This window comes from Amphibacillus sediminis NBRC 103570 (assembly GCF_001552275.1).
Lineage (GTDB): Bacteria > Bacillota > Bacilli > Bacillales > Amphibacillaceae > Amphibacillus_B > Amphibacillus_B sediminis.
Genome location: NZ_BCQW01000004.1, coordinates 164,505 through 186,317 on the forward strand (window position 1 = coordinate 164,505; position 21,813 = coordinate 186,317).

Consider the following 21,813-nt stretch of genomic DNA (forward strand, 5'->3'; position numbering starts at 1 on the left):
ATTCTTTTTGAGTAAACCTTATTTTTATCAACACTCATATTACTTTTCTCATTGGGATTTGCACCACAAGACAACTACTTCTCGGTATTTTTTAAACTTATTAATCTGTTATGTATTTAAACTGTCATTTGAAGGGGAGGTGTTTTCCTACGTAATAGACTAGCATATATCCTAAATCACTAGAAAGCTGGATTATATCGCAGCTAACTGGCTGGGGCAGCGATTACTCGCCCCATTGAAGGGCTTTTGTAAGGCTCCCAGTTCAAGAAATAAGGGAACACGTCATGTCTATGTGGGAGATTCAACAGCCAGTAACGGCCCGATTGGTTCAACTAACGTTCGTTGGGGGAGAGAGGAGGCTGACTAAGTTCGCGACATCGTGTCTTAACGTTTGCACGAGCACATCCTATGCGTCGCCCTCCACTGAACGAAATTTCACTTTTTAGTTCGCAGAAGAGGTAATTATAATAGACAAAGATGGGGATGGATGAGCAATGAAAAGATTTTTTTCGTTAATACTAATTTTTATGATCATTAGTAGTCAATTTAGTCCGCCAATTATTATGATAGCCAATAGTATGTTAGACACTAGTCACATTAAAATTGAAATTGAAGAAGGTGCCAGTCAGGATTTAGCTATTCTAGATGTTTTAGCCGGAGAGTCAATAGATAAAATAGCTTTAATCCTGCCAGAAGGGGTAGAATTCAATGAAAGCGCTACTATTAGTGAAAGCCAAGAGGGTCAACATTTAACCTATGATGCTAATCATCATCAAGTCACAATTATATTTGATGTCGAGGCGCCTAATGACTTTAAACTGGTATTAAATCACTTAGCCGAAGGTATGCATCAGCTCTCTGCTATTGGATATCAGGCTGGCTCTGATGTAACGAGCGAAATTTTCATCTTTGAGATTGTTGGAAACGATCAAGACTTCAATGAAAAAGAAGACAATGTTGTTGTGAAACAAGAGAGTGAACTAGAACAGAGTCAATCTAATGAAAATGCCAAATTAGTGGTGGATGATTTAGAATCTGAAGTGGAAAAGAATGAAACAAATGGTGAAAATATTTTTGTCCCATATGTTGGTAACTTGAATGTGGATTTAGATATTTCTCCACTGCGAGAAACGATTTTATCAGGAAATGATGCAGTATATCGAATTGTATTAAAGCTTACTGGCTCCCGTACTGAATATACCGATGCCACTATTGTCATTGATTTGCCAGTTGGCGATCATATCCAATTTAACCAATTGACTAGTGACCTAATCATTGCAGGGGTTGAACCAATTTTTGATTCAGATACTAATCAATTAATTTATCAATTCGATTCAATTGCAGCAGGACAAACCTATGAAAATATAATCAGGCTTTCAACTGAAAATGGCTATATTGTGGATGGTACTGCATTAGATGTAACAGCATCTTTTGTGGCTAATGAGCAAGTAGAGTTAACTGACTCAGCTACTATAATGGTAGAAGCAACTAATCCAATTTCTTTATCGAAAAGCTATAAAAGAACTCTAGGAAATAACCTTAATATCCCAACCCCAAATTCGCAAACGGTTTGGGAGATCACTATCGATGTCCCAAAGAATAATCTGGGACAACACTATATTGATGAGAATGAACACATAACAATTGTAGATACGTTGCCTCCAGGTCTTGCCTATCATTCAACTATAAGTGGTCCTGAGCCTGAACAAAATGGAAATGAGCTTATCTGGACATTTGATGCTCCTAGCTTTGAGGAGCAAGAACAATCGACTAACCAACTCTTTACAGAAAAAATTGAAGTGATGTTGGTTGTAGGAAGTGGAACTATAGACGAAACCCTTACCAATCAAGTTGTCGGTGAATTAGTCTTTGTTGGTAACCACAGCGACAGTGTGTCGGCATCTGATTCGATCGTGGTTGTTGATTCCGATACGGCTAATGGAGATATTACCGGTACTTGGTATGTTCCACAGCATCTTGGACCAGCGAATGGAGAGGGTGGTGTTGCTAGTGCTTCAAATAGAAATCCAAATCCGATTGTATACGATGATGCCCTACTTGCTTTTTCGCATGGAATAGCACCACTTCCAGAAAGTCAATATGGTGATTTTCAACAGTATACAACATCCTATTATATTGACCGTCATTTAATTTTCAAAGAGCTTCGTACACCTAGAGGCTTTGTCTTTAGACCAAATGCTAATTATCCAAGTGGGGTACCTTTACGAGATGACCCTGTGTTTAATATTGAGGCAACGGTTAACGGGGTAAGACAACTACTTGTTGAAAATGCTGAGACTTCTCGAACCTACAATCGTTCAGAATTAGGAATTGAAACAGATGATTTAGTGACTGAAATACATTTGAACTTTACGTATGCCCCTAGCGGTATGCTAAACAATGGCTTAGCGACCTACTATTTTGATGTTTCGCCTGGATATGTCGGTCCAGTTACTAATACATGGGATGTTTATGGTGTAAATGGAGCTGGCCGTTCATTTGCAAATAGCTATAATAACGATCCTCTAGCGGGGGCAAGGTCAGCCGTCATCGCTCCTAAACCAACAGATCAGCCGCCAATAGCAACGGTTGGAGTCGAGCTTATTGAACATGTTGGCGGTCAGGTTATGGTAGGAGAGAATCGCATGCGTGTTGACTTAAATACACAAAATAGTTCAACTTTAGCCATGACAGGTGCTTTAGAAACTGTCGTTCTTTTACCATACGGTGTGAAATTGGCCGAGCAAACGAATGAGGCTTTTATAGATGCCGATGGTCGTTCAACGTTAGAATCAACCGGGGCAATTGGTGGCGACTTTGAAGTTTTAAGTGATAGTTATAATGCCAGCGGTCGCCAGCTCGTTAAGTTTACCTGGTATGACCATTTATTGCGGCCTGGCCAATCCGTTTACGCTGAGATCGACTTGGAAATAGATAGCATAGCACCTAGTTCTCTATTATTTGAAGTATATGGCTTCTCAGGAGATAATGAGCTAGCTGTGCCCAGTGTAAGTGATCCAGCTTTAACAGATACTGTGCTGCAAACAGATACTGGGGATTTGAATGACAATGGTAATGAAGATCAACCGCGAATAAGGTCAGGGAATATTTATTCCATCAGTGGAAACTACAATATCCAAACTGAAAAACTTGTTAGAGGTCAATTGGATAACGACTTTTCCCACTTCGGTAAAACTGTACCCGGAGGTTCAATTGATTATCGTTTAATATTGAGCAACACTACGAGTCGAGATATTTCATTTCTAACACTTATTGACGTGCTACCTTCAATAGGTGATTTAGGTATTACAGATAATATTGATCGTGGTAGCCAATTCACACCTAATCTTTCAGGTCCGATTCAATTACCTATTGAATGGGAAGAGTTAGTGAACGTCTATTATAGTAGTGCCAAAAATCCATATCGAGATGATTTAATTCAAAATACTATTTATCCTGATTCTACAGAGCAGCTATCTAATCCATCAGGCTCTGAAAACCCTGACTGGGTACTAGAAGCAAATGTAGCAGATTGGTCTGAAATTCATTCTTTTAAAATAGAGCTTAAGGATGATACAGAATGGATAGCAGGACAAGACATGGTGATTGAATATACAATGCAAGCTCCTTTATGGTCTGAGGTTTCTGAGGATATTCTTGATCCAACTGTTGACCCAGCTACTCGAGCTGCGTGGAACTCGTTTGCCATTGCAACCGACAATGGACAGCCAGTTGAACCATTACGCGTGGGCATTTATATGGAATATGATAATTCAGTTCTTCTTTCTAAGGTCGATGAGGAAGGTGAAACGTTAGAAGGAGTAGTATTTGATTTAGTAAATGAGCAAGAAGAAGTAGTGTTGTCGGGGTTAACGACTAATGAAGAGGGAGTTATTTCTGTCGAAAATCTTCAGCCTGGTCGCTATGCCTTTATCGAAACCGATACATTACCAGGCTATCAGTTAGACCCAACTCCTATTCCTTTTACCATTGAATTTTCTCAACAAGAGCAGATTGAAGTAGTAAAAGTCAATGAATATGCGACAGGATCAGTTGAATTGACTAAGTTAGGAGAAGACAATGATGGGTTACAAGGGGCTGTTTTTACGCTTGTTAATGAAGATGGTGATGTAATAGAAACAGGTTTAACAACAAATGAGCAAGGTATTTTAATTGTTGAAGAGCTTAAGCCTGGCAATTATGCTTTTATTGAAACTGAAGCTCCATTTGGACATGAAATAGACCCAACTCCTATTGAATTTGAAATCGTTTTTAATCAACAAGACGTCCTGCAAATCGAAACTATTAACGAACAAGCGCGGGGATCTGTATTATTAATTAAAGAGGGAGAAGATGGCTCGCTATTGGAGGGCGTTACGTTTGAGTTACAAGATCAAGAAGGACAAACCCTACAAACCGATCTAAGAACGGATGCAGATGGTGAGTTATATATTAGTGATTTAAAGCCTGGTTATTATCAGTTAGTTGAAACTGCTTCAATTCCTGGCTATGAGCTGGATACAAGTCCCATAGAATTTGAGATTGAACTTGGTCAGTCTCAAACCTTAGAGCTTACCTTTGTTAATCCACTTTCTACTGGTTCGGTTCAACTACTTAAAGTAGGTGAAGATGATGAATCATTGGCTGGGGCTGTTTTTACCCTAGTAGATAACTTAGGGGAAGAAATTGAAATAGGGTTAAGGACCGATGACGACGGTCTTTTGATGGTAGATAACCTTAAACCAGGTGAATATGCCTTTATTGAGACTGAGGCACCATTTGGATACCAGTTAAATGAGACACCAATTCCCTTTGAAATTGTGTTTAATCAACAAGAGACAATTGAGGTAGAGGTTGTAAATAATTATATACCTAGTTCCTTTGAATTAACAAAAGAGGGAGAAAACGGTACCTTCTTAGAAGGGGCTGTGTTCGAGCTTCAAGACGGAGCAGGAAATACCCTTCAAACCAATTTGATGACAGATGAAAATGGCAAATTGTTGATTACAGGTTTAACTCCTGGTGCATACCAGTTAATTGAAACAGCGACTCTACCGGGTTATGAACTTGATTCAACCCCAATTGAGTTTGAAATCGGCTTAGGACAAACTGAGGTTACAGAGGTCACTTTTGTTAATAACTTGACGCCAGGTTCAGTTCAGCTTAACAAAGTTAGTGAATTAGGAGAAGCACTGGAAGGGGCTATATTTACTCTAGTTGATGATCTAGGGGAAGAAATTGAAACAGACTTAAGAACAGACGCTGAGGGAATTTTGCTTATAGAAAACCTATTGCCAGGTCAATATAGCTTAATAGAGACCGAAGCACCATTTGGTTATGAATTAGATAGCCGCCCAATAACTTTTGAAATTGACTTTGATCAACAAACTGTTATAGAGTTGGAATTTGAAAATGAACAATCAACTGGAGCTGTTCAGTTAATTAAGGAAGATGAGGACGGCAAGCGTCTAGAAGGGGTTGCATTTGAACTTCAGGATTCAGACGGGAATATTTTACAGGAAGATTTAATAACTAATTCTGATGGAAGGTTACTGATTGAAGACTTGAAACCGGGTAATTATCAACTTGTTGAGACAGCAACAATTCCTGGTTATGATCTTGATACGAGTCCCATTGAATTTGAAATTGAACTTGGTCAGTTAGAAACTGTAGAGGTTCATTTTATTAATCCGCTAACACCGGGTGCTTTTCAGTTATTAAAAGTAGGTGAGGGTGGAGAGACATTAGCTGGGGCTATGTTTACCCTGTTTGATTCAGATGGAAATGAAATGTTAACAAATCTTGAAACTGATGAACAAGGGCTGTTAGTCGTTGAGGATTTAAAACCAGGTCAGTACACACTTGTTGAAACACAAGCTCCATTTGGTTTCCAGTTAGATGATACACCAATTGAATTTGAGATTGCTTTTAATCAACAAGAAATACTGGAATTGGTAATGGAGAATCTTTATACACCGAGTGCCTTTGAGTTAGTGAAAGAGGGAGAAGATGGTGTGCTTTTAGAGGGGGTTGTATTCGAGCTTCAAGACGGAGAAGGAAATACATTACAGACGGATTTAGTTACGAATGAAAATGGTCGGCTACTGATTTCAAATTTAAATCCAGGTATTTACAAATTAATAGAAATTGAAACAATCCCAGGCTATGATTTAGATCAGACGCCAATTGAATTCGAGATAGGTTTAGGCGAGTCTCAGGTTAGTGAGTTTACCTTTGTTAATACACTCACACCGGGTTCAGTTGAATTAATTAAAATAGATGAAAAAGGAGCTACGCTTGAAGGGGCTGTTTTTACGCTTGTTAATGAAGATGGTGATGAAATAGACACAGGTTTAACCACAAATGAGCAAGGTATCTTACTAGTTGAAGAGCTTAAGCCCGGTAATTATGCCTTTATTGAAACAGAAGCTCCATTTGGATATCAGTTAGATGACACGCCACTTAACTTTGAAATTGAAAAGAATCAACAGGAAACCTTAACGCTTGATTTCGAAAATACAATACTCTTGAGTGAAATTGAAATAATTAAGGTAGATAGTGAAACGGATAATACGTTGGCTGGGGCTGAATTTGAGTTAGTTAATGAGTCTGGTGAAATTATAGCTAACGTGGTAACAGATAATAGTGGGAGAGCGGTGATTGAAGATCTACCTCCGGGTGAGTATCAACTCATAGAAAAGCGTGCACCATATGGATATAGCGCTCTTACAGAGCCTGTTGAAATTTTAATCGAGTTGGGACAAAGTCACCTAGAGCTGGTCATTGAGAATAATCCAGTCGAGCACGACATTCAACCACCAGTTTCTGAAGAGAATGAAAATCCATTTCAATTGCCACAGACAGGTGAAGAATGGTTAAGATATTTGATGATTCTGGGTGGAATGTTAGTGGGTACAGGAAGTCTAATCGTCATTAATCATTTTAAGAAAGTTAGAAGAAAGCTCGGTTAAGTTGAAAAAGGGATGACAAGCATAAAATGTCGTCATCCCTTTTGTCAATAAAATAACTTAGCTGTCAAACTACTTAAAGGATGGACTTACATGATCAATAAACGGTTAATATTTGGAATCATTTTTATTGCAGTTGGGGTTATTTGTATATCTGTCCCTTTAACCTATGATTGGTATACTACACATAAAAATCAAGAGTTGGTTGATGCAATGAACTTATTAAAACGCGACGGATTAGATGGAGACCAAAAAGAATTAAACTGGTCTAGAGAAGAACTTGAAAGTGTCTATCATCTAGAAATACCCTCTATTAAGCTTGAACAATTTGTACTACCGGAGACTACTGAAGAGAACTTAGCCATTAGCTTAACCCAAATTAAATCAGACCAGAATCCAGAGTTGGATAACATTTCAATTGCAGGCCATCGTGGCTATCGTAGTGATCGTCATTTTAGCCAATTACCTAATGTTAGGGAAGGTGAAGAGATACTGTTAGAAACAGATGATAAACGATTTGTTTACAAAGTCAGCACAATTATGATTGTTGAAGCGACCCAAGTCGATGTCCTTGATAACAATGGGCCAGAAATAACGCTCATAACATGTACCATTTCTGGTGAAGAGCGAGTCGTTGTAAAGGGAACGTTAGTAGAGGTACAAGAATTGCTATAGCTAAGTTATCAATTGCTTTAGTTTTAGCTCTGTAATATTTAATGTTGATAAATTCGGTCATTTTAGGGGAACCCAATGTTAGACGGTTTCCCTTTTTTCCTTACTCGATTAATTTCTATTGTCGTCCATCAACATAGTAAGAAAGAGGAATTTTGCCACCAACTCCTCCTTCATTCAGTAGCATAGAACCCTAGCTTTCCTTCCATTTTCCATAAGAATATTTTAACATAATTATCCTTTAAAATTTATTATAATTACTATTCTTTTAAAATTTTAACAAGTGTACTCTGAATGTCTCTGTCCATTCTCAAATAGAAATAACATAGAGATTTAAAAAAGGTTTTGTGTAAGCTGCTTATATAAAGAGAGATTAACGGTTTAAGTCTCCAATCTCTCTTTTGTTCTTCATATTAATCTATCGTGTCTAACCAATTTATAATTTTATAGTACAATGTTTCCGATTCCACTAAATTTACATGTCGATCAAAATCGTGTTCCAAGCCGTTTACGGTAAATAATTCGTTTTTCGGAATCGATTGCGCTAACGTCTCGGTAAAATGGTAAGGGACATCCTGATCATCGGTACTGGCTGATAAAAAGGTTGGTGGCAGTTCTTTTAGATCTTCTTCTGTCAGTGAATAAGTTGAAAGAGATTCCTGCTCTTTAATTAATTGATAAACCCATTTGCCGGTTTGGCGGTAATAGAGATAAATAGAATATCTTTTTTCAAGCGGGCCGTTAACGATCGGCTTGTCCTCTAATAATTTTAACAGATCATTGTATTTCATTTTTGGGAATTTCGCGTAGTAGCGATTAGGTCCTTTTAGCCGTCCATCCATTAAAGAATAATAGCCGTATAAACATATAATCGCAAGCGGACGCTTGAATAGAGCTTGCTTGTTCATTAATAAGCTTAAGTAAGCCCCACTTGACCGCCCAAACAAAATATAATCGGTAGTTGATAGTTCTAATATGGAGCTGGCATGAGCATTAAACCACTGCAACGCCTTTTGGATACTATTGACGATGTCGTCTAATTTGGACTCTGGTGCTAGGGGATAATCAATCGAAAAAAAGTCATACCCTGCATTGACAAGCTTTTGAATATAGACGTCTGGTAAATCATCTCTGCTGCCATACACTAACCCTCCACCATGGATATAGATCATTGTTTTTTCTTTTCGATTTTTTTGCTCAGCTTTGATAAACGTTCCTTCTAATGGAATTTGTCCAATGCTGCCATATTGAACTGTTGTTGTTTTCATTCTTTCATCAACCCTTCATCAGTGGTATTCAAAAATTCAAGTAATCTTAATCCGACATTAATTTGTAAGAGTTCCTCAGCATTGTCAAAGTTTATTTGCGTGAGTTGCATGACTCGTTCAATTCGATATTTGGCTGTTTTCGGGTGAATAAAGAGCTTCTCAGCCGTTATCTTAAAGTTTTGATTATGATCGAGAAACACTTTTAACGTTTTGACAAGCTCAGGGTTTTGTTTTTGTAAATCTAATAGTTTATCTGGTACGAAGTGGATTAAATTTTCAACGTTATTTGATTCAAGGAAAATCTGAAAGACCCCGATCTCTTTATAACTAATCACCCTATTTTTGTGATGGGCTTTCCTTAATAGTTTTAATAGATTATAAGCTTGTTTATAGGCGATCGGTAAATCAAAAATATTAGCCTTATTGCTTATACCTGTATTTAAAATTAATTTTGAGAAGTGGGTAATGCCTGTTAATGATTTAATCGCTGTCATTACATTTTCTTTTATCTTTTTGTCACTATCTGTATTCGAGATTAAAAAGATAATTTTATCCTTCTTGACGAGGTAGATATATTTCTTCCAATGTAATTTAATATAATTTGAGAGTTCTTTAGCAATTGAAGTCGTATCCTCCCATTTTTTATTTTTTATATTATGATCCTCATAGACATCTACCACAACAATATTAAAAACATCTTCTTCATGAAACTTTAAATAGTTTAATGTCTCTTTCAACTCATCTACACTTTGGTAACGTCCATAGATTAAATCATTAATAATTTCATTTAAATGACTTAAATTTTGCTGTTGTAATGCATACTTTTTTAGAAATTCCATTTGGAGAAAGCTAACAGTATTTTCAATAGCCATAAAATTCTTTTCAGACGTTGTTTGATTTAATTCATGAATAATAAGTTTATATGTGTTCTCTCCTAACGTTGGAATGTCGACGACTAATATTGTTTTTTCATCATTCATCTCTGGGTTTTGATAATAAACATATTGCTTTTGATATTCAAATTGGGTGTAGCGTGTTTTAGGTAAGCTGGTAGTTCTTATGGTTTGAAATTTGTCTAGAGCCTTATTGGTACTTATATAAACGGTATGATTTTTCAGTAGAGTAACCGGTTTTTGAATTAAACGTTCAATAAATAACAGGATATCGATTAGGCTTGGTTCTTCTAGTGCCATTTTTGTTAAGACATGATTGATATCATAATAATGATCGAGCAGGACTTTATTTTTATTGATCAGTGTTTCCATCACTTCTAGTATAATTGCTTCGTATTTCGTTTTCTTTTGGATCTTTATTAAAGGGATATTAAAGAAGTTGCATTCTTCAATAAAGTGTTCTGGAATAAGTTGGACTAGACGATCCATTTTAACAATGAGTGCAGAAATCCCTACATCGTTCGCTTTAATAAAGAATTGCTTTGTTTCATCCTCAGATAAATCCTTTAAAGCGAAAAAGCTCGTTAAGATAACTTGTCCATGACTTCCCCAAACATCAATATCTGGTGCTTCCATGACCATGATGCCGGTTACTTCTTTACCAAGCCCGTCTAAACCGCCAATTAGTTTTCCTTCTATTAGTGAATCAAACGTGAGTATATCCTCAACTGTTAGTGGCATATTGACCCCCCTGTGAAAGTTAATGTAAAAGCAATCTATCATTTATCGCAGTGTAACTGGCTAGGGCTGCGATTACTCGCCCCATCGAAGGGCTTTTGTAAGACTCCCACTACAAGAAATAAGTGAACACGTCATGTCTAAGTGGGGAGATCCAACAGCCAATAACGGCCCGATTGGTTCAACTAACGTTCAGTGGGGGATGGAGGAAGCTGATTAAGTTCGCGAAGTCGTGTCGCAACGTCTGCACGAGCACATCCTATGTATCGTCCCCCACTGAACGAAGTTTCACTTTATCCATCGCGGATAAAAGTATAGCACTTTTTTTATCGTCTATCCACAATGAAAACACTTTCTTTCAAAAGTATAATAAAAATATCACAAAGAAAGGAGATCTTAAATGCTCTATACAATAATAAAAGCAAATAGTTATCAAGACTCGATTAACCTAATGCTGTTAACCAATTCAGTTAATAGTATCGAAGGGGTTAATAAAAGCTCGATTATGATGGGGACGGATGCAAATAAAGATATTTTTAAAAACTCAGGCTTGCTAACTCCTGAGGCTGAAGCCGCAAAAGGCAATGATATGGTCATCGTGGTCGATACAGATGATGAAGCAGTAATAGAACAGGTACTAGCAGAAGTCGATCGCTTTTTAAATGATCTGTCAGTTAAGAAGGATTCAGAGGGGATGGCAGCAGTGAAAAATTGGGAAAGCGCAATGGAAGCTATGCCTGATGCTAATTTAGCCCTTGTTTCCATTCCTGGTGAATATGCTGCAGATGAAATAGAAAAAGCATTGGATCATAACTTAAATGTCTTCTCCTTCAGTGACAATATTTCCATTGAGGATGAAGTAAGACTGAAAAAGAAAGCGCATGAAAAAGGATTACTCCTAATGGGTCCTGATTGTGGAACGGGAATCATTTCAAGTATTCCGATGGCTTTTACCAATGTCGTGAATCAAGGTAATATCGGAATAGTTGGCGCTTCTGGTACAGGGATTCAAGAAGTAACAGCGATGATAGATAAATTAGGTGGGGGAGTGGTCCACGCAATTGGTACTGGAGGCCGTGATTTAAGTGACAAAGTCGGTGCTATTACGGTAATGGACGCCATTGTTGGCTTAGAGCATCACGACCCAACAGAGGTTGTCGTGGTCATTTCCAAGCCACCTGCACCAGAAGTAAGAGATAAAGTCGTTCAACTTCTTCATGATATTAGTAAACCCGTAGTAGCCATCTTCATTGGAGAGAAACCAGATCATCATGAAGGCAATGTCTATCTTGCTCACACTCTAGAAGAAACAGCACGAATAGCAGTTGATTTGGCAAACGGCAATACGGTCAAAGCTAATTACCAAGAGCCCGCATCTCATATAGTTGAACAGGCACTTTCAGCAGGTAAGACGGTTAAAGGCCTATATTCTGGTGGAACGCTAGCTGCTGAAGCAGGCATGTTAATTTCTGAAGCATTAGAACTAGGTGGCTTAATAAAAGCAGAAGGCTATATTTTGAAGGCAGATGGATTTGAAGTGATGGATTTAGGTGATGATATTTATACGCAAGGTAAGCCTCATCCTATGATTGATCCAGAAGTTCGAATCAATAAAATTAAAGAGTACGCAAACGATTCTTCAACAGGTGTTATCTTACTTGATTGCGTGTTAGGATACGGTTCACATCCAGATATGGCATCCGCTCTAGCACCTGCTGTGAAAGAAGCAATTGCGACTGCTCAAGCGGATGGAAGAGACTTGCATTTTGTAGGAACAGTGGTTGGAACCAAACAAGACCCTCAAGATTACAATCAAGCCGTTTCAACCTTAGAAGAAGCCGGTGTTATCGTAGAAGAAAGCAATGCCAAGGCTGTTCAATTAGCACTTAAATTCATGGGTAAAGAGTTAGTGGAGGCTGATAAAGAGGTTGTTCCATATTCAAATGAGAAAAAACCATTACCTAAATTAAGTGCGGCGGTTGATGAATTATTAAACGCGATGCCTAGAGTGATTAATATTGGTCTAGAAAGCTTTACCGAACCGATAATTAAATATGGCGGTGAGACCGTTCAATTTAATTGGAAGCCTATTGCTGGCGGTAATAAGAAATTGATCAAAATTTTGAATGCTTTACGTCAAAAAGAAGATGAAATCAACGAAGCAAACGAAGAAGTTTTAGAACGATTGAAAAATGCTCAACCTTTCCTTGTTGATGTTGTTCCTGCTAAATCTGTGATACCAGAGCTTAATGGTAAAGTTTTATCACATGCAGGTCCACCAATCACATGGGGGGAAATGACAGGCCCAATGCAAGGATCCTGTATCGGAGCAGTACTATTTGAAGGATGGGCTTCAACAGAAGAAGAAGCTAAAAAGTTATTGGAATCAGGCGAAGTAACATTTGTTCCTAACCATCATGTTCATGCAGTTGGACCAATGGGCGGTATCACTTCAGCTAATATGGCTGTCCTAGTTGTAGAAAACAAGCTAGATGATACCGTAGCATACTGTACGATGAACGAAGGGATTGGAAAAGTATTACGCTTTGGTGCCTACGCTCAAGAAGTAGTGGATCGTTTACATTGGATGAAGGATGTATTAGGTCCGGTACTGAGTCAAGCCATAAAAACAAAAGACGGTGGAATCAATGTGAACGTTATTATTGCCAAGGCAATAACAATGGGGGATGAGTTCCATCAAAGAAATATTGCGGCATCTTTAATTTTCTTAAAAGAAGTAACGCCTGCGATTGTTGCGCTCGATCTAGAAGATAGTAAGAAGAAAGAAGTGATTCAGTTCTTAGCGGATACCGATCAATTCTTCTTAAATATTATGATGGCAACAGGAAAAGTTATCGCAGATTACGCTAGAAAGATTGAAAAAGGAACTGTAGTTACCGCACTAACTAGAAACGGTAAAGATTTTGGCGTTCGAATTAGCGGTATGGGGGATCAATGGTTTACAGCACCAGTAAACAAACCAACAGGATTATACTTTACCGGCTTCTCAGAAGAAGATGGAAACCCAGATATCGGTGATAGTGCCATTACGGAAGCTGTCGGTGTCGGTGGTATGGCAATGGTGGCAGCACCGGGTGTGACCAGATTTGTCGGCGCAGGAGGATTTGAGGATGCCTTAAATGTATCAAATGAGATGGATGAGATTTCAATTTCCAATAATCCTAACTGGGCCATCCCAACTTGGGACTTCAAAGGTGCGACATTAGGTATCGATTTAAGAAAAGTGGTAGAGACAGGTATAACACCATTAATCAATACCGGAATTGCTCATAAAGAAGCAGGAATCGGCCAAGTAGGTGCTGGAACTGTCCGTGCCCCACTCGCATGTTTTGAAAAGGCGTTAGCAGCCTATGCAGAAAAAGTTGGCATTAAAATAGATTAATGGAGATCAAGCGTTATTTTCAGGTTGAATATGGGGTAGTAAGTAATTATTTACCCCATATTCTGTCATCTGAGTTGAAAGGTAAAATTCATAGTGTTTTTAACACGAGTTTTAATATTGAATTTAACCATTCACTCATCCATTTAGGGGCATTGGGCACTCCTCTTTCGGCTTTTGGGATTAATATACCTGCTCAAATACTAAACAAGTTGCTGGGTGATATTCAAGTAGGCGGCACGACAGAATGGATGAATGGGAAGCTCATGATTCATACGCCTCATCTTATCTATCAGCTTAAATTAGATAAGATTGCTCAAATCGATTTAAGCATCAAGCCGATTCAAATTCAAAAAGAGTCCTTGGTTCATAATGCGTTATTTCAAAAGATTGAACAGCTTGATTTTTTGAACAAATCTGATGTTATCTATTCTGATCAAGATTTAACAATCATTAACCAATTGATCAACGCCGCACCAACCAATAGGCACTTAATTAAAGACTCCATTCATTATTTTTTCGGAAGAGGAATCGGATTAACCCCAAGTGGAGACGACTTTATCTCAGGCTTGTTAATGGCTGAGGCTGCATTAACTCCAGATTCATATTGGAAGGATGAGTTAAACGAACACTTGAGCAAGCATTCAACAACAGATGTAAGTCGCCATTACCTTAATTGTTTAATCGCAGGTTACGTCAGTGAACATTTCAAGCAATTATTAATTAATTTGAATCAGGCAGTCGAAAGCACAAAGGCGGAGAGACTTGTTAAGGATGTTACAAATTATGGTCATACATCAGGGTATGACACATTGTTTGGTTTATATGTGGCATTAAAACAAAAATATTGGAGGAAATAACCATGGAAAGTACAGTAAATAAGCATCGAGCTGTCGAAGTCTCAGATAGGTACTGGTGGAAGGTTGTTATCTTATTCACCATTGGTTGGGCGATTATGTATGCTGATCGTACCATATTAAATCCTGTTCAAAATATTATTGGTGAACAATTCGGGATAAGTAATTCCCAAATTGGATTAATTAACAGTATTTTCTTCCTGACTTATGCCATCACACAGATCCCTGGAGGGGTGGTAGGTGATAAGTATGGGAGAAAGATGATTATTTCTGTTGGCTTTATTCTATTCGGAATAACAACAGGTTTAACGGGTATTGCAGGTAGCTTTGGTATTTTTATGATTTATCGTGCGATAACTGGTATCGGAGAAGGCTTCTACTATGGTCCACAATATGCTTTATCTACAGAAGCTATCCCAACAAAAAGTTTAACTTTAGGTACAGCTATTATTAATAGTGGGATGGCGCTTGGTATATCTGGAGGATATTTATTATCCAGTTATTTAGTGCTAGAAAGAGGCGGGAGCTGGAGCCAACCCTTTTATGTTATGGCAGTGGTCACTATTGTTGTCGGGATTTTATTCTATGTCATGCTTCATGAGAAAGTGATTCGACCTGAAGATCGCAAAGCCGCACAAGCTGCCAACGCTAATCAAGACACAGATACACCAAAAGAGAAAGTAAAGCTTTCGACAATTTTTAAAAATAAAAATCTACTATTCATTTTCATCATGTGCTTCTGTTCTCTATACGGCTTTTTCGTTGTAACAACCTGGTTACCACAATTTTTACAGGTCGAGCGTGGCTATGCTGGGGCTGAAGTAGGTTTTATTTCTTCATTAGTTCCATGGGCTTCAATACCTGGAGCGATCCTTTTCGCTAGATTATCTGACAAACTAAAAAAAGCAAAATTACTGATTTTTATTTTAGTACCACTTGCAGCTATTTCTATTATTGCTGTTGCGAATGTACAAAGTCATACCGCTTTAGTTATTGCGCTCGTTTGCTATGGATTATTCGGCAAGTTAGCTTTAGACCCAATAATGGTTGCGTTTGTTACCAAACACGCACCAAAAGTTTCCTTAGCTACAGCATTAAGTGCTTACAACTTTGTTGGAATGAGTAGCTCGATTTTATCTCCTTATTTCACTGGTTGGTTCGTTGATGCGATAGGTTCAATGGAAATTAGTTTCTATATTTCTGGTGCCCTTTTAATTGTCGGGTTAGTCTTTATCGCGTTTACTAAAGAAAATCCTGAACCAGAAAAAGCATAATCATTTTACAAATTAATCATAAACATAAAGGAGTTCAAGATGGGAAAAAGAATTGTCGTTGCATTAGGCGGAAATGCTATCTTAACAGATGATCCAACTGCACAAGGTCAACAAAAAGTGCTAAAGGATACAGCTGAAAAGTTAGTTAGTTTAGTAGAACAAGGACATCAGCTTGTGATTACTCACGGTAATGGTCCACAAGTAGGAAATTTATTAAATCAGCAACTAGCAGCTGATTCTGAAAAAAATCCGGCATTGCCATTAGATACATGTGTCGCTATGACGCAGGGGAGTATTGGTTATTGGCTCCAGCATGCTATGAATGAGGCTTTAAAAAGCAAACAAATTGCGAAGCAGTCTGTTTCGCTTGTTACTCAATGCTTAGTCAACAAAAATGATCCAGCATTTGAAAATCCAACGAAACCTGTCGGACCTTTCTTAACTAAAGAAGAAGCCATGGCTGCAAGTGAAAAGGATGGCGCGAATTATAAAGAGGACGCAGGTAGAGGATGGCGGAAAGTCGTAGCATCGCCAAAGCCTGTTGAAATTATCGAATATCCGATGGTAGAATATCTTATCGAAAATGATTTCATTACAATTTCTGCGGGCGGCGGGGGTATACCTGTTGTGGCAACTGAAAATGGTATTGAAGGTGTTGAAGCTGTTATAGATAAGGATTTTGCCGCAGCAAAGTTGGCTGAAATGGTTAAGGCAGATTATTTTATTATTTTAACAGGTGTAGATAACGTCTATATTAATTTTGGTAAAGAAAATCAACAAAAATTAGAGGATGTAAGTTTAGCAGAATTAAGAGAATACATTGATCAAGGTCAATTTGCATCAGGAAGTATGTTGCCAAAAGTTGAGGCGGTTATTCAATTTTTAGAAAATAGTCCAGCTTCTAAGGCGATGATTAGTTCATTAGAGAACTTGGAAAATTTAAAAGATGGCTTAATTGGAACCGTAATATCCAATTACCACTCTCTTTAATATTCCGTCAATCTAGTAAGCTTAATCATTATTAATGGTCATACTTACAGGACTAAAAAAGATCTAAATTTAGGACTGGAGCATATCATCTCTAGTCCTATTTTTGATCATAGTGTTGTTGCATAAAATAATTTGTAGCAGTCAATTAAGAAAACGGACATGGAGTTTATTTTCCATCAGAAGAAACGGAAGCCAGCATGATGGGTTGCTGTTTCTCCTGATGGAAACACCACACTTAAGTGTGATAGATAAGCTCCTCATCCGGCGGATTGGAAGAATAAATTTACTAACAATGTTAGCAATTTTAGAACAAATAAATATCTGACCATGCCCAATCCGTACATATTGTCCCAGTACCTCCAATAGATAAGGAGAGATACGTGTTGAAAACAATAAAATCAGTAAATTTAACCACTCAAATTATTATAGCGACAATTTTGGGAGTGTTATTCGGCCTGTTATTCCAAGAACAAATGACTTCATTTGATCTAATTGGATCCATATTTCTTAGACTAATTCAAATGTCAATAGTGATACTAGTAATGGGACAAATTATTGAAGCGGTAGGTCAATTAAACCCTAAACAATTAGGAAAATTAGGAGTCAAAACCTTTATTGTATTCATAGGTACATCCATCTTAGCTGCTTTGTTCGGAGTTTTAATGGGCTTGATCTTTAAGCCTGGATCTGGAGTTGATTCTACTCTAATCGTGGATGGTACAATACCGGAAGCGAGTACAAGTACATTTAAAGATACATTACTAGGTTTTTTTCCAAACAATATTATTCAATCTATGGCTGAAGGCAGTATCATTCAGGTCATCGTTTTTGCCGTTTTATTTGGTCTAGCGATAAGCTATGTGAGATTAGAGGACCCGGCTAATCAAATTTTACAAGTAACAGTCAATTTCAACGCAATTGTTATTAAGCTTATCTCTATTATAATGAAGGTTGCACCAATTGGGATCTTCTTCATTCTTGCGTCAACTGTAGCAGATTTAGGCGTTACAATATTATTACCTCTATTAAAGTATTTATTAATCTATGCCCTTGGAACCTTTATCTTCTTAGTGGGCTGGTTAATTGTTTCGTCTATTTATTGTCGGATTAGCATGGTTAAATTGATTAAAAAGATGTCACCTATGTCGATCATGGCAGTTACGACCACATCATCGGCTATTACTTTGCCGGTAACGCTCAGGGATTCGATCGAAAAACTAGGTATTAGTGAAAGAATTGCTAAACTTGTCGTTCCACTTGGAATGACTTTAAATAGTAATGGTGCTGCTATGCATATGGCAATTACTATAATTACCATTTCACAAATTTTTGGCTATGCCTATTCATTTAGTGAGTATATCTACATCGCTGTTTTAGCCACATTGGCTTCACTAGCTAATGCAGTTGTACCTGGAGCTGGTTTGGTGTCATTGTCTATCGTCGTTCCTCAAATGGGCTTACCTGCTGAAAGCATTTTATTATTTGCTGGGGTTGAATGGTTTGTTGGTATGCTTCGAACGGTATTAAATGTAGATTCAGATGCCTTATCAGCGTTAATGATAGCAAAGAGTGAAAATGAACTAGACAATCAAAAATATAACACATAAAGGGAAGGCTTATTAGGAAAGCCTTTGTTCGCCTCGCTTCTATATTAGAAGCGAGGTTTTTAGTTATGACCATATCAATGAACTGTTGCACAATCAACGTTTACCTAAAACAGAGTTTTTTTAAAAGAGCATGGGAGAATCTATGAATGTAGACGTGATCAGTGATCGTTCAGCAGCTGCTACTGATTGTTTGGATTGAGATCTTTTGCTTCACTAACAAACGTATTACATAGTCCCCAGAGATCCAAGGTTACACCAGTGACCTCGTCATAAGCAGGATAAACATGAGAACCAAGAACTTGTTTAACTTGTTTAATAAAACCGGGATACTGTTTTGGTGCTGGTTGCATGATCTCTAGTTTATCGTTAAAAAGCTTTCCGGTTGTATTCCTGAAGTTCTCTGAGGTACAAATTTTAAAATATTTATCAGCCATATAAGCAGGGTCAGGAAAAAATAAGTTTTGTACCCGAGCAATAAGTCTCCACCAAGGTTTAATCTTGCGAAGGGTCCGTTTAGACATTTTGGCACCATTGATTTGTAAGGCGTTAACGTTAATGCCATCCTGCTTAAATGCTTCAGCCATTTTAAATGTTAGTAGAGTAAGTGCCATTTTGGATTGAGCATACATTTTATAAACACTAAAGCTATCTGGTATGTTATTAGTTAGCAAATGAGATAAATCTATTTTTGTTTTTGGATCAAGGAAATGTTTAATAATATTACTACCTGCATGCAGAATCCTTGGATCCTCAGACTTTTTCAATTCATTATACAATAACGATGTCATCAAAAAGGGACCGAAGACATTAGTGGCAAATGTTAATTCTACCCCATCCTGGCTACGCCGGTATGGCTGACCATGATTAAAGTAAGCAGCATTATGAATGAGAATATCTAATTGATGGTAGCGACTACGAAATATAGAGCAAAACCTTTGAATAGATTCGGATGAGGAAACATCAAGCTCCATTAATTCGACAAGATGATTGTTGGTTATTTTGATAATTTCTGCTTGACATTTGCGGCTAATCTCGATATCACGACAAGCCATGATCACTTTATAGCCTTCTCTGGCGAACCTTAACGTAGCTGCTTTCCCAATACCAGAATTTGCACCTGTGATAATGACAATTTTATTTTTCATTTGAATTAGTCTCCTTTAACCTACTGATTTGATCACCTTAATCATCGCTTGAAATGCTGAGTTATGCCCTAACCCACTTGCCTGGTTGACTGTACCTGTGAAATATAAATCTTGCTTCGGATAGTAGAAGGCAAAGGCCCCTGATTGCCCCCAAAAACCGATAATTTCCTCAATCGGATTAAATGGAGCTAAAATACGAGGTACCCATAACTTTTCTAATCCGATCCCATAATACATTTGTGCGGGTCGATAAATGAAGTGCCATCGTTTTAAATGCTCAATTTCATCTTCCGGAAAAAGGTGACCATTAAAAAAGGCTTTAAGTAATATCATCGTATCCTTCGCTGTAGATACAATTCCTCCCTCAGGTGTAAACGAGTCACATGAAATAAATTTAGGAATATGCAAAGGCTGAGACTTATAATAAAGAGGAACAGGTGTTGTATCGCTTTCATCAGCATAAATATAGGTGTTAGACAAATTTAATTCATCAAAAAGATAAGATTGAAAGCTTTCCCTTATGCTTTTACCTGTAATATTTTCGATAATTTTACCCAGCAGTTGATAGTTTGTGCCACAATAACTCGCTTTTTCTCCAGGTTTAAATTGAGGTTTCATTCTCTTTATACTTAAAAGCGTTCTCTCCAGTGGCCATGGTTCATCCTGACCTTGAAAAAGTGTCTTGGCTACGGCTTTATGATTTGCTTGCTTTTGAAAAAAGTAGTCTGCAATACCAGAAGTGTTGGAAAGAAGATGTTCAATCGTAATATCATAGGAATAATCTATTCCATTTAATACGTGTAGTCCTTCCATCATGTCATTAGCTAGATATTTAGTGATCTTATCTTTTAGCTTTAAACGATTTTCTGTTTTAAGTTTCAGAATAATGGCTGTTACGAACAGCTTTGTAACGCTAGTGATAAAATACTGATCATTTGTATGAAGATTACCTGCCGAACCAATCCAGGAGAAATGCTGTTTGCCCTGCTCGATACAAAAGATGGCTCCAAAGTTATTTCTCCTTTTTATCATTTGTTGGACAGTCTGTTCAAGAAACAATGCGTTTAAGCTCTTTCCCATGCTGATTCCTCCTCTTCTATTTATTAAGTATTTTCCTTACGAAGACGCGCTCCTAATACAATATCCTCTGCCACACTATCCGACAATTTAATCATTTGCTCCAATTCAAACGTTTCGGGAAGTAAGTTATTCGCTGCCATAAGTGTAAGACCAGTTTGAAACACTCTCATTTTTAATAGAATGGTCTGCAATTCTTCATCAGTGAAATCTTTAAGATCGGGATCTTGTTTCATAAGGCCGACGAAGTCATTGCCCATTTCTTGGTTGTAATCCTGTAGATATCGATTTGGTTTCATGACAAAATCGCGCATTAACACAGGATACTCTGTGGCCATTTTGAGGCTGGCAATGCCGATATCAGCAAAGGGATTTCCAGAATTTTGTTCTTGAATTAACTGTTTACTCCATTCAGCTATTTTTTTAATAACAGATTGTTTCAATTCATCAACGTCAGTGAAGTTGACATAGATTGGAGCACTTGAGCTACTTAAATGTTCGGCTACCTTTCTGATGGTGATATGATCGAGCCCCTCTGTTTTGGCAATCTGGAAAGCAGATTCGATAATTTGTTCTTTAGAGAATTTCTTTTTCGGTGGCATTAAAACCGTCCTCCTTAGATAAAATAAAATACGTTATATAACACTTGTTATATAACGTATTTTATTTTATCTTAATCTGTTTGTAAAGCCTTTTTTTATTTTTAGCGCTCTCAACTTGATAGCCGCTCGAGTTGCTAAGAAAATGAAGCTTAAATATAGGGAGAGGATCGTTGATATTTAAACAAAATAATAGTGAATATATCCTTTCTGGTTGAGGTGATGGTAGCTTTAAAAATGCGGCTCCCCTTTCATTGAAAGTAAAGCTTACCAGATTTTTAAATTAAACTTGAGTAGTTTACAGGATTTAAGGATCTTAATGTGT

The 21,813-nt window shown here is 37.5% G+C and carries 12 protein-coding genes and 1 pseudogene; 8 read left to right on the plus strand and 5 right to left on the minus strand.

The genetic code is table 11. From position 1 onward, the window contains the following. The first annotated feature begins 494 nt into the window (after nt 1–494). Both ASE01S_RS05095 and ASE01S_RS05100 read left to right on the plus strand, forming a co-directional pair. Entirely contained in the window at nt 495–6,971 is a 6,477-nt protein-coding gene (locus ASE01S_RS05095) for a SpaA isopeptide-forming pilin-related protein (protein ID WP_067839296.1), read from the plus strand. Nucleotides 6,972–7,061: 90 nt separating this feature from the next. Next, on the plus strand, nt 7,062–7,643 hold the full coding sequence (locus ASE01S_RS05100) for a class D sortase (RefSeq protein WP_067839299.1): 582 nt from the start codon (nt 7,062–7,064) through the stop codon (nt 7,641–7,643). A gap of 410 nt (nt 7,644–8,053) precedes the next feature. Here ASE01S_RS05100 and ASE01S_RS05105 read toward each other — a convergent pair whose 3' ends face one another. Next, entirely contained in the window at nt 8,054–8,908 is an 855-nt protein-coding gene (locus tag ASE01S_RS05105; protein ID WP_067839302.1) for an alpha/beta hydrolase, read from the minus strand. Then, a complete protein-coding gene (locus ASE01S_RS05110; RefSeq protein WP_067839305.1) occupies nt 8,905–10,542 on the minus strand; it encodes a PucR family transcriptional regulator in 1,638 nt (545 codons plus the stop codon). The genes ASE01S_RS05105 and ASE01S_RS05110 overlap by 4 nt, the downstream gene beginning before the upstream one ends. Before the next feature lie 397 nt (nt 10,543–10,939). On the opposite strand from ASE01S_RS05110, the pseudogene fdrA reads away from it, so the two are divergent. From fdrA to ASE01S_RS05140, 6 genes and pseudogenes are all read left to right on the plus strand, one after another. After that, nucleotides 10,940–12,661, plus strand: a pseudogene (gene fdrA / locus ASE01S_RS16155) (acyl-CoA synthetase FdrA); the annotation flags it as partial. Nucleotides 12,662–12,691: 30 nt separating this feature from the next. Continuing rightward, on the plus strand, nt 12,692–13,942 hold the full coding sequence (locus ASE01S_RS16160; protein WP_373277930.1) for a YlbE family protein: 1,251 nt from the start codon (nt 12,692–12,694) through the stop codon (nt 13,940–13,942). Continuing rightward, nucleotides 13,942–14,799, plus strand: coding sequence for an oxamate carbamoyltransferase subunit AllH family protein (locus ASE01S_RS05125; RefSeq protein WP_067839309.1), 858 nt, complete (start codon nt 13,942–13,944; stop codon nt 14,797–14,799). The genes ASE01S_RS16160 and ASE01S_RS05125 overlap by 1 nt, the downstream gene beginning before the upstream one ends. A 2-nt stretch (nt 14,800–14,801) precedes the next feature. Continuing rightward, on the plus strand, nt 14,802–16,070 hold the full coding sequence (locus ASE01S_RS05130) for an MFS transporter (protein ID WP_067839312.1): 1,269 nt from the start codon (nt 14,802–14,804) through the stop codon (nt 16,068–16,070). A gap of 39 nt (nt 16,071–16,109) precedes the next feature. Continuing rightward, nucleotides 16,110–17,060, plus strand: coding sequence for a carbamate kinase (arcC, locus tag ASE01S_RS05135; RefSeq protein WP_067839315.1), 951 nt, complete (start codon nt 16,110–16,112; stop codon nt 17,058–17,060). Between the two features lie 383 nt (nt 17,061–17,443). After that, entirely contained in the window at nt 17,444–18,667 is a 1,224-nt protein-coding gene (locus ASE01S_RS05140; RefSeq protein WP_217995639.1) for a dicarboxylate/amino acid:cation symporter, read from the plus strand. A 179-nt stretch (nt 18,668–18,846) separates the two neighbouring features. On the opposite strand, the gene ASE01S_RS05145 is transcribed toward ASE01S_RS05140, so the two are convergent. From ASE01S_RS05145 to ASE01S_RS05155, 3 genes are read right to left on the minus strand one after another with little or no spacing between them, the layout of a single operon-like run. Continuing rightward, nucleotides 18,847–19,812, minus strand: coding sequence for an SDR family NAD(P)-dependent oxidoreductase (locus ASE01S_RS05145; protein WP_067839318.1), 966 nt, complete (start codon nt 19,810–19,812; stop codon nt 18,847–18,849). A 15-nt stretch (nt 19,813–19,827) separates the two neighbouring features. Next, nucleotides 19,828–20,892 (minus strand): serine hydrolase domain-containing protein, encoded by a 1,065-nt coding sequence (locus ASE01S_RS05150; RefSeq protein ID WP_067839321.1) that lies wholly within the window; start codon nt 20,890–20,892, stop codon nt 19,828–19,830. Nucleotides 20,893–20,915: 23 nt separating this feature from the next. After that, the gene (locus ASE01S_RS05155) at nt 20,916–21,491 is read right to left on the minus strand and encodes a TetR/AcrR family transcriptional regulator (RefSeq protein ID WP_067839324.1); all 576 of its coding nucleotides are present in this window, start codon (nt 21,489–21,491) and stop codon (nt 20,916–20,918) included. Nucleotides 21,492–21,813: the final 322 nt, after the last annotated feature.

What these genes read in the sequence shown, in the direction of transcription:
- ASE01S_RS05100 (WP_067839299.1), top strand. Translation starts at nt 7,062, where the DNA reads ATGATCAATAAACGGTTAATATTTGGAATCATTTTTATTGCAGTTGGG.
- ASE01S_RS05155 (WP_067839324.1), bottom strand. Translation starts at nt 21,491, where the DNA reads ATGCCACCGAAAAAGAAATTCTCTAAAGAACAAATTATCGAATCTGCT.
- ASE01S_RS05110 (WP_067839305.1), bottom strand. Translation starts at nt 10,542, where the DNA reads ATGCCACTAACAGTTGAGGATATACTCACGTTTGATTCACTAATAGAA.
- ASE01S_RS05125 (WP_067839309.1), top strand. Translation starts at nt 13,942, where the DNA reads ATGGAGATCAAGCGTTATTTTCAGGTTGAATATGGGGTAGTAAGTAAT.
- ASE01S_RS05150 (WP_067839321.1), bottom strand. Translation starts at nt 20,892, where the DNA reads ATGGGAAAGAGCTTAAACGCATTGTTTCTTGAACAGACTGTCCAACAA.
- ASE01S_RS05130 (WP_067839312.1), top strand. Translation starts at nt 14,802, where the DNA reads ATGGAAAGTACAGTAAATAAGCATCGAGCTGTCGAAGTCTCAGATAGG.
- ASE01S_RS05095 (WP_067839296.1), top strand. Translation starts at nt 495, where the DNA reads ATGAAAAGATTTTTTTCGTTAATACTAATTTTTATGATCATTAGTAGT.
- ASE01S_RS05105 (WP_067839302.1), bottom strand. Translation starts at nt 8,908, where the DNA reads ATGAAAACAACAACAGTTCAATATGGCAGCATTGGACAAATTCCATTA.
- ASE01S_RS05145 (WP_067839318.1), bottom strand. Translation starts at nt 19,812, where the DNA reads ATGAAAAATAAAATTGTCATTATCACAGGTGCAAATTCTGGTATTGGG.
- arcC (WP_067839315.1), top strand. Translation starts at nt 16,110, where the DNA reads ATGGGAAAAAGAATTGTCGTTGCATTAGGCGGAAATGCTATCTTAACA.